This is a genomic window from Lysobacter enzymogenes, from assembly GCF_017355525.1.
Classification (GTDB): Bacteria; Pseudomonadota; Gammaproteobacteria; order Xanthomonadales; family Xanthomonadaceae; genus Lysobacter; species Lysobacter enzymogenes_C.
On the sequence record NZ_CP067395.1, the window covers coordinates 5,302,987 to 5,315,425 of the forward strand.

15 protein-coding genes and 1 pseudogene are annotated in these 12,439 nt (G+C 71.9%); 7 read left to right on the top strand and 9 right to left on the bottom strand.

The window, feature by feature from the left end:
• Window positions 1-3 precede the first annotated feature (3 nt).
• Both JHW38_RS22325 and JHW38_RS22330 read right to left on the bottom strand, forming a co-directional pair.
• Window positions 4-420: a hypothetical protein gene (locus tag JHW38_RS22325; RefSeq protein WP_207523481.1), complete on the bottom strand. Its 417-nt coding sequence runs from the start codon at window positions 418-420 to the stop codon at window positions 4-6.
• A 60-nt stretch (window positions 421-480) separates the two neighbouring features.
• Window positions 481-2,019: an alpha/beta hydrolase gene (locus JHW38_RS22330; protein ID WP_207523482.1), complete on the bottom strand. Its 1,539-nt coding sequence runs from the start codon at window positions 2,017-2,019 to the stop codon at window positions 481-483.
• 85 nt (window positions 2,020-2,104) lie between these two features.
• On the opposite strand from JHW38_RS22330, the gene JHW38_RS22335 reads away from it, so the two are divergent.
• A complete protein-coding gene (locus tag JHW38_RS22335) occupies window positions 2,105-2,716 on the top strand; it encodes a MarR family winged helix-turn-helix transcriptional regulator (protein WP_207523483.1) in 612 nt (203 codons plus the stop codon).
• Window positions 2,717-2,726: 10 nt separating this feature from the next.
• Here the strand turns inward: JHW38_RS22335 and JHW38_RS22340 are convergent, their stop codons facing one another.
• The 3 genes from JHW38_RS22340 to JHW38_RS22350 all read right to left on the bottom strand — a co-directional run bounded on the left by JHW38_RS22340 (window position 2,727) and on the right by JHW38_RS22350 (window position 5,162).
• Window positions 2,727-3,182 (bottom strand): hypothetical protein, encoded by a 456-nt coding sequence (locus JHW38_RS22340; RefSeq protein WP_207523484.1) that lies wholly within the window; start codon window positions 3,180-3,182, stop codon window positions 2,727-2,729.
• A gap of 310 nt (window positions 3,183-3,492) precedes the next feature.
• Window positions 3,493-4,599, bottom strand: coding sequence for a 3-dehydroquinate synthase (aroB, locus tag JHW38_RS22345; RefSeq protein ID WP_207523485.1), 1,107 nt, complete (start codon window positions 4,597-4,599; stop codon window positions 3,493-3,495).
• Window positions 4,596-5,162 carry a shikimate kinase gene (locus tag JHW38_RS22350; RefSeq protein ID WP_207523486.1) on the bottom strand — a complete coding sequence of 189 codons (567 nt, stop codon included), beginning with the start codon at window positions 5,160-5,162 and terminating at the stop codon, window positions 4,596-4,598. Before JHW38_RS22350 ends, aroB begins: the two co-directional genes overlap by 4 nt.
• A gap of 154 nt (window positions 5,163-5,316) precedes the next feature.
• Between JHW38_RS22350 and JHW38_RS22355 the strand changes: the two genes are divergently transcribed.
• Window positions 5,317-5,520, top strand: a complete 204-nt coding sequence (locus JHW38_RS22355; protein ID WP_057946557.1) for a dodecin family protein — start codon at window positions 5,317-5,319, stop codon at window positions 5,518-5,520.
• 69 nt (window positions 5,521-5,589) lie between these two features.
• On the opposite strand, the gene JHW38_RS22360 is transcribed toward JHW38_RS22355, so the two are convergent.
• Window positions 5,590-6,597, bottom strand: coding sequence for a kinase (locus tag JHW38_RS22360; protein WP_242691046.1), 1,008 nt, complete (start codon window positions 6,595-6,597; stop codon window positions 5,590-5,592).
• A gap of 17 nt (window positions 6,598-6,614) precedes the next feature.
• Between JHW38_RS22360 and pdxH the strand changes: the two genes are divergently transcribed.
• The 3 genes and pseudogenes from pdxH to JHW38_RS26105 all read left to right on the top strand — a co-directional run.
• A complete protein-coding gene (gene pdxH, locus JHW38_RS22365) occupies window positions 6,615-7,220 on the top strand; it encodes a pyridoxamine 5'-phosphate oxidase (protein WP_207523487.1) in 606 nt (201 codons plus the stop codon).
• Window positions 7,217-7,678 carry an aminoglycoside 6'-N-acetyltransferase gene (aac(6'), locus tag JHW38_RS22370; protein WP_207523488.1) on the top strand — a complete coding sequence of 154 codons (462 nt, stop codon included), beginning with the start codon at window positions 7,217-7,219 and terminating at the stop codon, window positions 7,676-7,678. Before pdxH ends, aac(6') begins: the two co-directional genes overlap by 4 nt.
• A gap of 109 nt (window positions 7,679-7,787) precedes the next feature.
• Window positions 7,788-7,985, top strand: a pseudogene (locus JHW38_RS26105) (DUF6053 domain-containing protein); the annotation flags it as partial.
• Here JHW38_RS26105 and JHW38_RS22375 read toward each other — a convergent pair.
• A complete protein-coding gene (locus tag JHW38_RS22375; protein ID WP_207523489.1) occupies window positions 7,951-8,748 on the bottom strand; it encodes an ABC transporter substrate-binding protein in 798 nt (265 codons plus the stop codon). The pseudogene JHW38_RS26105 and the gene JHW38_RS22375 overlap by 35 nt on opposite strands.
• A gap of 398 nt (window positions 8,749-9,146) precedes the next feature.
• On the opposite strand from JHW38_RS22375, the gene JHW38_RS22380 reads away from it, so the two are divergent.
• Both JHW38_RS22380 and JHW38_RS22385 read left to right on the top strand, forming a co-directional pair.
• Window positions 9,147-10,091 carry a lipase family alpha/beta hydrolase gene (locus JHW38_RS22380; protein ID WP_207523490.1) on the top strand — a complete coding sequence of 315 codons (945 nt, stop codon included), beginning with the start codon at window positions 9,147-9,149 and terminating at the stop codon, window positions 10,089-10,091.
• A 3-nt stretch (window positions 10,092-10,094) separates the two neighbouring features.
• Window positions 10,095-11,117: a lipase secretion chaperone gene (locus JHW38_RS22385; protein WP_207523491.1), complete on the top strand. Its 1,023-nt coding sequence runs from the start codon at window positions 10,095-10,097 to the stop codon at window positions 11,115-11,117.
• Window positions 11,118-11,132: 15 nt separating this feature from the next.
• Here the strand turns inward: JHW38_RS22385 and JHW38_RS22390 are convergent, their stop codons facing one another.
• Together JHW38_RS22390 and proC are read right to left on the bottom strand one after the other, a co-directional pair.
• Window positions 11,133-11,594: a DUF4426 domain-containing protein gene (locus JHW38_RS22390; RefSeq protein ID WP_207523492.1), complete on the bottom strand. Its 462-nt coding sequence runs from the start codon at window positions 11,592-11,594 to the stop codon at window positions 11,133-11,135.
• Window positions 11,591-12,430, bottom strand: coding sequence for a pyrroline-5-carboxylate reductase (gene proC, locus JHW38_RS22395; protein WP_207523493.1), 840 nt, complete (start codon window positions 12,428-12,430; stop codon window positions 11,591-11,593). Before proC ends, JHW38_RS22390 begins: the two co-directional genes overlap by 4 nt.
• Window positions 12,431-12,439 lie beyond the last annotated feature (9 nt).

Consider the following 12,439-nt stretch of genomic DNA (forward strand, 5'->3'; position numbering starts at 1 on the left):
AATTCAGCCTCGTTCGGGCCTTGCCGCAACCGATGCGGCGATGCTTGCGCCGACGTCGGTTGTGGCGATCCACGATCCGGAAAGTGAGCCGGCGCGAACCAGATGGATCTCCTGCGAATCGAGCAAATGCCGATAACCGCCGAGGACGAAATAAGTGCGGGTATGCACTGAACCGTGCAAGTCCGCCGGGAGCATATAGCTCGCTTCGACCTGGAACGGGCCTCTGATTCGCGCGGTTATGTCGGCGCGCTGCAAGGGTCGCTTGCGCCCGCGCATGTCGACGCCGCTGCGGCCGCTGTCCTGGCGATAGACCTGCTCGGCGCAGGCATCCAACGCCGCCCAGGCGTTCAGATACCCCGCTGCGAGCAACCCGGTGGGGAAGCACAAGGCCAACAGGACGTTTTTGGCTAAGGGAGGCATGTTCGGGCCGGTGCGGGCGATTCCCGAAGCTTGCGTCGGCCCGCCGCTCGCAGCAAGGCGTCAGCGCGCCGGCGCCGGAAAGTCGGGCAGGTCGAACTTCGGCAACGCCGCATCGACCTCGACCGGCAAGCCGTCGTCGCGACCGCTGCGCAGGAATTCGTAGACCGCTTTTTTCGCTTCCGGCGCATCGCGCAGCAGATAGAACGCGCCGTCGTGGCCGCCGCGGTGGACGACGAGGGCGCGGCCGTTGGGGAAATAGGGCAACAGTTCGCGGGTGTTCTCGACCGGCGTGGAAGTGTCCCAGTCGCCGTGCACGAACAGCACCGGGATGTCGCTGCGGCGCGGCAGGCGGAACGCGTCGCCCAGGTCGGGCGTGGGCCAGTCCGGCGCGGAGGCGATGTTGGAGGCGAAGTTCCAGGCGCCGAGCCAGTCCAGCGCCGGATCGCTGCGCAAGCGGTATTCGCGCGCCGCGCTGACGCCGAGGCTGCTGTCGGCCAGCGGGCCGATCAGCTTGATCTCGCCGGCGGCGCGCTGCTGCACGACTTCGCGCGCCCATGCCTCGTAACGGCGGTGATACAGCGAGAGGATGAAGGCCGGCCATTGCGCGGCCTCGTCGGTGTGCGACAGCAGGGCCAACTGCAAATCGCCGGCGCCGAGCGCGACTTCGCGCTGCCGCCCGCGCGCGTCGCGCACGCGCACCCGCACGGGGCCGGCGGCGAAGCGTTCGTGCAATGCGCGCACCGCGCCCATCGATCCGCCCGGCGGCAGATACGGCGCCAGCGCGGGATCGCGGTCGGCTTCGAAACCGATGCGTTGCAGCGCGGCGAACACGTGCGAGGGCAGGTCGTAGCCGTTGTCGAGCGGCTCCACGCCCGACAGCACCGCGCGCGCGACGCGCTGCGGGTACAGCCGCATCACCGCCAGGCTCCACTGCGAACCGAAGCTGCCGCCGAACAGGCTGATGCGCTCGTAGCCCAGGGCCTGACGCAGGTCGTCGACGTCGGCGGCGAAGTCGGCGATGGTGTAGCCGGACAGGTCCTTGTCGGGGTTCGCCGCGACCGCCGCGCGCGCCATTTCGCGCATCGCCCGTATGTCGTCGTCGAGCGCGGCCGGGCGGTCCAGCGCAGAGGCGGGGTAGGCGGCGGTGAGGCGTTCGCCGCGGACGGTGTAGCCGCGCTGTTCGACGATCACCAGGTCGCCGACTTCGGCGAAATTCAGCCACGAGCGCAGGCGGCTGCGCGCGGATTCGCTGTTGTCGCCGAAGCTGCCGAGCACGCTGAGGCCGGGGCCGCCGGGCAGCCAGAACACCGGCGGCGCGCCGGTGGCGCGCGGCGCCTTGATCCGGGCGAAGCCGACGCCGATCAGGCGGCTGTCGGCGCGGGCGCGGTTCTCGCGTACGTACAGGGTGCCGATCTCGTAATCGACCGGCCCGTCCGGCCCGTCGATGCGGCCGCGTTCGAGCGCGATCTCGCCGGGCCCATGCGCCGCGGCCGGCGCGGCGCAGGCCGCCGCGCCGGCCAGCAGCAGGCAGGCGAACGCGATCCAGGCGAACAGCGTGCGCAGCGGCAAGACCCGGACGGACAACGGCAACGTGCGCATCGACAGGCACCGGAGGCGGGAGTCGGGCCATGCTCCCGGCGGCTTATCTTCATGTCAAGATATTTGCCATGAATATAATCCCGGCATGAGCCGCCCGCCCGAATCCAAGCCCCGCAAGCCCGTCGCTCCGGCGCCGGCCCGGCGCAAACCCAAGCCTGCCGCCGCGCGCGGCGCCGAGGCTGCCCGCGCGCAGGCCGCCGCGGCGCGCGGCGGCGATGTGGTCGACCAACTGCTGCACGACTGGCGCCGCGAGCGCCCGGACCTGGACGCCTCGGCGATGGCTGTGGTCGGCCGGATCCTGCACCTGGGCCGGCTGTTCGAGGCCGACCTCAACCGCAGCCTGCGCGCGGTCGGCGTCCCGTATTCCGACCTCGACGTGCTCGCCACCTTGCGCCGCTGCGGCGCGCCGTACCGGCTGACGCCGACCCAGTTGCGCCAGTCGGTGCTGCTGACGTCGGGGGCGATGACCGCCTGCCTCAACCGCCTGGAAGCGCGCGGCCTGATCGCGCGCAGCTACGACCCCGGCGACCGCCGCTCGCTCGCCGCCGAACTCACCGCCGCCGGCGTGGCGCTGATCGACCGCGCCATCGGCGAACGCTTCGCCCACGCCGAACGCAGCCTCGGCGCGCTCGCCGCCGACGAGCGCGCGCAACTGGCGCGGCTGCTGCGCAAACTGCGGCTGCGCCAGCCGGGGTGACGGCGCGGCCTCAATAAGAAGGCGGATTCTTCACTTCGACCCGCTTCTTCCAGGTGCCGATGCCGGTGTCCAGGTGCACGATCTCGCCGAGTTGCAGCGCATCGCCCATGTCGGCGTTGAGGAACACCGTGCCGTTGCTGTACTCGTCGATTTCGTACTCCGGCCGGCCGCCGGACATGGTGCGGGTGGCGTTGACGAAGCGCAGGCCGGTCACCACGATCTGCCACTGCAGGCCGTCCGAGGTCAGGGTGGCGAAGGCCGGGGCGTTGTAGACGCCGCCGTTGCCGTAGTTCGACACCGCCAGTTCGATCTGCTTGGTCAGCTTTTCCCAGGCGATGCCGAAGATCACCGTGCTGGTGCGCGCGTTGGGGTAGTAGCCGAACCGCTCCACCGCGGTCTGCGCCGCGACTTCGGCGATCTCGGTGGGGTCGTAGTGCTTGTCGAGGAATTCGAATTCGTTGGCCACGTGACGCTCCTGCTTGCGAGGGACGGAGGATTCGCCCGGGGGCGTGCGGGCCGCCATGGCCCGGCGCAACAGCATCAGTTCCATCAGCGACGTAGCGTCCACGCACGCGATCCCCGGGGCGATGCCGGAGATAACGCGGGCGGGGGCGCGGCGTGAATCGGGCGGTGTGGATCGAGAGGCTTTGAACCGCGAGGTTCGAATCGGCGGCTGGAACCGGGCGGATCGAATCGCACCGGCGCAACCGACGGCCGCAAACGACGAAGGCGGCGCGTCGCCGCGCCGCCTTCGCAGGCGATCGATGAGCGTTGCCTCAGCCCGCGGCCAGCACCGCGAGCACCTGTTCGTCCGGCACGCCCGAAACGATCCGCGCCGCGCCGGCGCGGTCCCACAGGATGAAGCGCAGGCCCGCGGCGTCGGCCTTCTTGTCCAGGCGCATGCGCGCGAGCAGCGCTTGCGGTTCCAGCCCGGCGGGGATGCGCACCGGCAGGCCGAGGCGTTCGAGCAGGCGCTGCAGGCGGTCGGCGTCGGCGCCGCTGGAGCGGCCCAGCGCGGCCGACAGGCGCGCGGCCAGGACCATGCCGACCGCGACCGCTTCGCCGTGGTTGAGTCCGTCGCCGCTGGTGCCGGCGTAGCCTTGTTCGGTCTCGATCGCATGGCCGAAGGTGTGGCCGAAGTTGAGCATGGCGCGGTCGCCGCGTTCGAACGGATCGCGCGCGACCACGTCGGCCTTGAACGCGCAGCTGCGCGCGATCGCCTCGGCCAGGGCGTCGCCGTCGCGCGCGAGCAAGGCATCGGCGTGGCTGTCCAGCCAGTCGAGGAAGCCGGCGTCGAAGATCGCGCCGTACTTCACCACCTCGGCCAGGCCCGCGCGCAGCTCGCGTTCGGGCAGGCTGCGCAGCGCCGCGGTGTCGGCGACGACCGCGCGCGGCGGATGGAACGCGCCGACCAGGTTCTTGCCGGAAGGCAAGTCGACGGCGGTCTTGCCGCCGACCGAGGAATCGACCATCGCCAGCAGCGTGGTCGGCAGCTGCACGCAATCGATGCCGCGCATCCAGCAGGCCGCGGCGAAGCCGGCGAGGTCGCCGACCACGCCGCCGCCGAGCGCGATCACGGTCGCGTCGCGGGTCGCGCCGAGTTCGGACAGCGCGTGCAGGCATTGGGTGAAACGTTCCAGGGTCTTTTCGTGTTCGCCGGGCGGAATCACGAAACGCGCCAGTTGCAGGCCCGGCCGCGCTTCGGCGAGCGCCGCGACCACGCCGTCGAGGTACAGCGGCGCGACGTTGCCGTCGCTGACGATCAGCGCGTGGCGGCCGCGCAGCGGCTTGCCGAGGCGGGCGCCGTCGGCGAGCAGGCCGGGACCGATTTCGATGCTGTAGCCGGACTCGCCGGTCACTTCGACTTTGCGCGGCGCGCTCATGCGGTGGCTCCAAGGGGGGAAGGCGTGGGCGAGGGCGGGCGGCGCCACAGCGCGTCGAGTTCGCGCGCCAGCGCCAGCGCGGCATCGGCCGCGCCGCCGCTGCCGGTGTCGAAGCCCAGGTCGGCGGTTTGCGCGTACAGCGGCGCGCGCAACAGCGCCAGCTCGCGCAGCACCTGCTCGCGGTCGCCGCGCGCCAGCAGCGGACGGCTGCGGTCTTGCGCCAGCCGTTCCAGTTGCTGCTCGACGGTGACCTGCAAATGCACGACGAAGCCGCGTTCGCGCAGCAGCCGGCGGTTGTCCGCGGCCAGCACCGCGCCGCCGCCGGTCGACAGCAGCAGGCCGTCGCCGGCCAGCAGTTCGGCCAGCATCGCGCTTTCGCGCGCGCGGAAGCCGGCTTCTCCCTCGTGTTCGAAGATTTCGGCGATGCGCGCGCCGGCGCGCAGCTCGACCTCGCGGTCGGCGTCGACCGCGCGCAGGCCGAAGCGCTCGGCCAGGCGCTTGCCGATGCAGGTTTTGCCCGAGCCCATCGGCCCGACCAGGATCAGATTGCTCGCCGGATTCATGCCGCGATTGTAGGGCACGCGGCGGCCGCGCTCGCGCCGCCGCGGCGCTTGCGCCGGCTTAACGAGCGCCGGCCTAGGCTCAGGAGCCCCGCCGCCGCTTCGCGCGCGCCGCGGCGCGGGCGTTTCCCGTTCGCGCGCCACAGGAGAGACGCACATGTCGGTCGCCAAGGTCATCGAACTCAGCACTTCCTCCACCACCGGCATCGAGGACGCGGTCAAGTCCGGCCTGGCCAAGTGCGCCGAATCGGTCAAGGACATCCAGGGCGCCTGGGTCAACGAGATCAAGGTCACCACCGATGCGGCCGGCAACATCCAGGAATGGCGGGTCAATCTGAAGATCAGTTTCGTGGTGAAGTGAGCGGCCGTCGCGGCTGAAAGGAAAGCGTCGGGCCTGAAGGCCTTCCCACAACGCCGCGTGGGAGGGCCTTCAGGCCCGACGCTCTCCGTTGCGGCGCGACTGGCCCAGCGCATCCCGCACGACAGCGTCCTGCGGCCGCCGCTGCGCATCCAGCACGACCGTCCGGTCGGCGATCCGCGGCAGCCGCGCCAGCGCCTGCCGGCTGACCCGTTCGAACAGGCTCACGAAGCGCCGCACCTGCGCCTGGGTCATGCCGCGGCGATGCGGCTGGCGCGCCTGCGAGGCCTGCTTCTGCAAGGGCTGCTTCTGTAAAGCCTGCTTCTGTAAAGCTTGTTCCTGCTGCCAGCGCCAGCCGGCGACCACCTCGAAGCCCGGCGGTTGCAGGAACAGCAAGCGGTCCAGCCGCGACCACAACGCCGGATAGTCCGTCGCCAGCGCGCGGTTGCAATAGCCGCGCCAGACGCCGTGCGGATCTTCGTCGCGCTCCAGCGCGTTGACCGGCTCGATCAATTCGCTGTCGTCCTGCGCTGGCGCGCCGAGGAACCAGCCTTCGAACACGATCAGGTCGACGCCGTGCGCGCGCGCCCAGCGCGACGGCGGCAGGCGGGTGTCGGCGAGCTTGTCGAAGCGCGGCAGCCGCACGTCAGCGCCGTCGCGCAAGCGGTCGAGGACTTCGCAAGCCAGCGCGGTGTCGTGGGTGCCCGGCGGCCCGCGCGTGGCCAGCAGCGGATGCACGCGCCGGCCCAGGCGCAGGCGTTCGCGCCGGCCGAGGTAGAAGTCGTCGATCGACAGCACCGCCGCGCGCAGTCCGAGCGCGCGCGCCGCGTCGGCCAGCTGCGCGGCCAGGGTCGATTTGCCGCTGCCTTGCAGGCCGCTGATCGCGTACAGGCGGGCGCGTCCGGCCGGCGCGGCGACGGCGAGCGCTTCGTCCAGCGCCGCGGCGACGAAGGCTGCGGCGAAACCGTGCGCGCCGTCGCGCACGGCGCCGGCGGCTTTGCCGGTTGTGGCGGGCGCGCCGGCCGCGGCCGCGTTCGCGCCGGGCGTATTGACGCGGGTCAGATGCGGACGCGGCGACATGCGCTCACAATAGCGCAATGACCCAGACCGCCGACCTGCTCGCCGAAGCCCTCGCCACGTTCGACACGCTGTTCGCCGAAGCGCGCGCGGCCGGCGAGCCCGATCCGACCGCGATGAGCGTGGCCACCGCCGCGCTCGACGGCCGCCCGTCCGTGCGCACGGTGCTGCTGAAGGCGCACGACGCGCGCGGCTTCGTGTTCTACACCCATCTCGACGGCCGCAAAGGCCGCGAACTGCAGGCCAACCCGCACGCCGCGCTGCTGTTCCACTGGCCGCGCGTGCGCCACGGCATACAGGTGCGGATCGAGGGCGCGGTGGAGATCGTCTCCGACGCCGAAGCCGACGCCTATTTCGCCAGCCGCCCGCGCGGCAGCCAGCTCGGCGCGTGGGCGTCGAAGCAATCGGAAACGCTGGAGGGCCGCGAGGCGTTCGAACAGCGTCTGGCCGAGGCCGAGCATTCGTTCGAAGGCCGCGACGTGCCGCGTCCGCCGCGCTGGACCGGCCTGCGCGTGCGCGCAGAAAAGGTCGAGTTCTGGTACGGCGCCGATTTCCGCCTGCACGAGCGCTGGCTGTACGAGAGCGACCGCGCCGGCGCGTACAGCAAGCGGATGCTGTATCCGTGAGCGCGCCCTGGCGCGTGCGCGCGGCCGCGGCCGCCGATCGCGCCGCCTGGGCGCGTCTGCGCGCGCAGCTGTGGCCGGATCAGGACGTAGCGGACCTGGCCGAAGAACTCGGCGATTTCTTCGAGGACGCGCGCCTGGCCGCCTTCGTGGCCGAAGACGGCGACGGCCTGTGCGGCTTCGCCGAGGCCAGCCTGCGCAGCGACTACGTCAACGGCACCGATTCTTCGCCGGTGGCGTTCCTGGAAGGCTGGTACGTGGCGCCGTCGCGGCGCGGGCAAGGCCTCGGCCGCGCGCTGATCGCGGCGGTGGAAGCCTGGGGCCGCGCGCGCGGTTGCCGCGAGCTGGCGTCGGACGCCTTGCTCGACAACGTCGATTCGCATCGCGCGCATGCGGCGTGCGGGTTCGAGGAAACCGAGCGGGTGGTGTATTTCCGGCGCGGGCTCGACGCGGATAAATAACTCGCGCCGCTGTTGAGGACGGTTTCCGGGCCTGATGCATGAGCATCGTGAAGCGCGCTCAGGCCTGAGGTTCGGGTCTTACCGGTAGGCTTCAAGTCAGCGGCCGTGGTGTCGGATCGCTGCGATCCGGTACAAGAGCGTCGGGCCTGGAGGCCCTCCCACAAAGACACCGGGCCCCGGGTTTCGAGGCTCTCGCACACAATCGAGGCTTGAGCTCGCAGGACCTCGCGCAGCAGCGCAAAGCCTCGGTTTCCAAGTCCCCCCGCGCTGCCTTACTGCGCGCGCCTCTGCGCCCAGCCCTCGATGATCCGGCTCAATTCCTCGATCCCCGCGCTCAGCGCCGCCGGCCCCGGCTGCAGGATGATCGGCGACTTGACCTCGTGCAGCTCGCCGTCGCGCACCGCCGGCACCTCGCCCCAGCCTTCGCGCGCGGCGACCTGCTCGGGGCGGAATTTCTTGCCGCACCAACTGCCCAGGATCAGCTCCGGCGCGCGCCGCGCGGCTTCCTGCGGATCGGCGAGGATGCGGTCGCGCGCCAGCGGCATCGCCGCGTGCTCGGGAAACACGTCGTCGCCGCCGGCGATGCCGACCAGTTCGGACACCCAACGGATGCCGGTGATCTGCGGGCTGTCCCATTCCTCGAAATACACCTTCGGCCGCCGCGGCAGGCGCGCGGCGCGTTCGCGCGCGGCGTCGAGGTTGCGTTCGAGTTCGCCGGCCAGCGCGTGCGCGCGTTCGCCCGCGCCGACCAGCGCGCCGAGCCGGCGCACGTAGTCGAGAATCCCTGCGACGCTGCGGTGGTTGCTGATCCACACCTCGACGCCGTGCTTGATCAGTTCGCTGGCGATCTCGGCCTGGATGTCGGAGAAGCCGACCACGAAGTCCGGCTTGAGCTTGAGGATCTCGCCGATCTTGGCGCTGGTGAAGGCGCTGACCTTGGGTTTTTCCTTGCGCGCCTGCGGCGGCCGCACGGTGAAGCCGCTGATGCCGACGATGCGGGCCTGCTCGCCGAGCAGGTACAGGGTTTCGGTGGGTTCCTCGGTGAGGCAGACGATGCGTTGCGGGCCCATGGGTGCAGGAAGTCGACAGCGGGGGCGGTCATTGTCGGCGATGTCGGGGGCAGGGCGGTGGCGTCGCAGTCGGTTTGGCGCGGTCGCGGCTCGCGCCGCTCCTACATGGGTCCCTGTAGGAGCGGCGCGAGCCGCGACCGCGAAACCCCACTTACCGCGCAACCCGCCATGCAGCGCAGCATGAAAGCCCTTGTAGGAGCGGCGCGAGCCGCGACCGCGAAACCTCACTTACCGCGCAACCCACGATGCAGCGCAGCATTTCCCGGCCGCCGCCGCCCCCGTTTCCCCCGCCCAGTTCACACTTCCCCGCACCATGCTGCAACGCGGCGTGTTCCCGCCATACCCATTCGTACAGTCGAGGCGTCGGCGCGCCGCCGGCGCGTCCCGTGGAGGGGATCATGTCGCGACCCAAGCTGCGCCGCCTGTTCGCTGCGCCCGTGTTGTTCGTCGTCCTGCTGCTCGCCGCGGCCTTCCCGGCCAGCGCCGACGACTACACCAAGACCCGCTATCCGGTGGTGCTGGTGCACGGCCTGTTCGGCTTCGACGCCATCGGCGGGGTCTACGACTACTGGTTCGGCATTCCGCAAGCGCTGCGCGACGGCGGCGCGCAGGTCTACGTGGCGCAGGTGTCGGCGGCCAATTCCAACGAGATGCGCGGCGAACAGCTGATCGCGCAACTGGAAACGCTCAAGGCGCTGCACGGCTACAGCAAGTTCAATCTGGTCGGCCACAGCCAGGGCGGCCCGACCGCGCGCTATGTCGCTTCGGTGCGGCCGGACCTGGTCGCCTCGATGACCTCGATCGGCTCGCCGCACGCCGGCAGCAAGGTCGCCGATTTCGTCGGCGCGGTGCTGCCCGACGGCTCGCCGCTGCGGCCGCTGGTGGCGTCGTTCGTCAACGCGTTCTCCTCGCTGATCGGCGCGCTGTCCGGCGGCCAGTCGCCGCAGGATTCGCTGGCCGCGCTGAAGGCGCTCGACAGCGCCGGCTCGGCGCGCTTCAACACGCGCTATCCGCAGGGCAAGCCGGCCACGGCCTGCGGCAGCGGCGCGGCGGTTGCCGGAGGGGTGCGCTACTACTCGTTCGGCGGCGTTTCCAATTCCACCAACTGGCTCGACCTGTCCGACCCGGCGATGATCGCCGGCGGCCTGCTGTTCGGCGGAGAAGCCAACGACGGCCTGGTCGGGCGCTGCTCCAGCCACTGGGGCCAGGTGATCCGCGACGACTACGAGTGGAACCACCTCGACGAGGTCAACCAGATCGCCGGCCTGCGCGGCGTGTTCAGCGCCAACCCGACCAGCGTGTACCGCGCCCACCTCAACCGGCTCAAGGGCGCGGGGCTGTAACCGGTGCGCGGCCCTGGGCTGGGGTTGGGGCTGGCGCTGGCGATGGCGGCGGTGGCGGTGCTCGCCATCGCCGCGGTGTTCGCCGTCGGCGGCGTGCTCGAGCGGCCGCTGTTGTTGTCGGCGCCGGTGGTCAGCAGCGGGCCCGGCGGCAAGCTCGCCGATCCGGACGGCGCGAACGAAGCCGGCGGCGCGCCGGCGCCGTCCGCCGCCGCCGCCGCGGACGATTCGCTGCGCGACACCCAGGTCGACGGCGCGGCGACCCTGGACGCGCTCGGCCGGCCGCGCGCCGACCGCGAACTGCGCCGCCTGTTCGACTATTTCCTCGCCCGCGCCGGCGAGCGCTCGCCCGAAGCGATCCGTTCGGCGCTGGCCGCGCACCTGCACGCGCGACTGGCGCCGGCGGCGCTGGCGACGGTGCTGGCCTGGTTCGACGCCTACGTCGCGCTGGAGCGCGACTCGGTGGCGATGGCGCAGTCCGCCGGCGGCCCCGAAGCCGCGTTCGAACGCGTGCGCGCGCTGCGCCGCGAGCGCTTGGGCGAAGCCTTGGCGCAAGCGTTCTATGCGCAGGAAGAATCCGATTACCTGCAGGCGCAGCGGCGCGGGCAATTGCGCGGCGCGCTGCTGGCCGAGCGCGATCCCGCCGAACGCGCGCGGCGTGCGGCCGAACTCGAACGCGAGGCCGCGGCCGATCCGGCCTTGCAGGCGAGCGCGCAGTTGCGCGATGCGCTGGAACAGGACCGCCGCTTCGAACGCGACGGCACCGACCCGGCGGCGCGCTACGCGCAGCGCGAGGCGCAGTTCGGCGCGGCCGCGGCGCAGCGGCTGGCCGAACTCGACCAGCGCCGCGGGCAATGGCAGCTGCGCCTGCGCAGCTACGCCGCGCAGCGCCAGCGCGTGCTCGCCGACGGCGGGCTCAGCCAGGACCAGCGCCGGCAACGGCTGGACGCGCTGCTGGCCGATTTCGATCCGAACGAGCGGCGGCGTGTGGATGCGCTGACCCGCAACGGTGGGTTGCCAGGGCAGTGAGCGCCGTCGCCGCGCTCAGAAAAAATCGCGATTGAACTTCATGACATGGCGGCCCTGTTCGCCGCTCATGGCGACCTCGAACCGCAGCGTATCCGGCGGCGTCAGCTGCGCCGTGCCGACGTAGTCCACCAACTCGCCGTCGCGCACTTCGCGCATCGCCAGCGTCTGCTTGCGGCCGAGCAGGTCGGTGACGGTCGCCTCGACCCGCTGCGCGGTCAGCGCCTTGGCGTCGGCGTCCTCGCCGAGCCGCAGCGACAGCACCAGCAGCACCGTGCGCGCATCGCGCTGCGCGCCGTAGCGGCGCACGATCTGTTCGGGCAGCTTGTCGGTCTGCACCGCGGTGGCGTGCATGGCGATCGCGCCGCTGCGCAGGGTTTCGCTGCCGGCCGCATTGCCCTGCGCCGGCGGCACCGAGGCTTCGCGCCCGCAACCGGCCAACAGCGCCAGCGCCAGCGCGGCCACGCCGAGCCGGCTCATTCGTTCGCCGCCGACAGCTGCCGGCCGCGCTCGGTCGCCGCGGCGATCGCGCGGCCGACCAGTTCGCGGAAGCCGCCGGCTTCGAAGGTCTCCACCGCGGCCTGGGTGGTGCCGCCCGGCGAGGTGACCCGCGCGCGCAGCGTCGCCGCGGGTTCGTCGCTGGCCTGCAGCATGGTCGCCGCGCCGAGCAGGGTCTGCACGACCAGCGCGCGCGCGGCGTCGGCGTCGAGGCCTTGCGCTTCGCCGGCCTGCTGCATCGCTTCGGCCAGCAGGAACACGTAGGCCGGGCCGCTGCCGGACACCGCGGTGACCGCGTCCATGCGCGCCTCGTCGTCGATACGCACGGTCGGTCCGACCGCCGACAGCAGTTCGGCCGCCTGTTCGAAACGCGGCCGCGCCGCGTCGTTGGCGTACAGCCCGGTGATGCCGGCGCCGAGCAGGGCCGGGGTGTTGGGCATCGCCCGCACCACCGCCGCGCCGCCGCCGAGCCAGCGGTCGAGCTGGCCGGCGGTGATGCCGGCGGCGATCGAGATCGCCAGCGGCGCCTGCGCGCGCGCCTGGGCGGCGAGGCTGCCGCAGACTTCGCGCATCACCTGCGGCTTGACCGCGAGCAGCCACACGTCGGCGCCGTCCGCGGCCTGTTCGCCGCGCTCGAACACCGGCACGCCGAAGTCGCGCGCCAGCGCCTCGCGCAGCGCCGGCACCGGTTCGGCCACGCGCAGGCGGGCGGGATCGGCGCCGCGCGCGATCAGGCCGCCGATCAGGCTGCGGGCCATGTTGCCGCCGCCGATGAAGGCGAGGGTGGGCGAGGAGGAAGCGCGGTCGGTGTTGGGCATGGAGTGGAA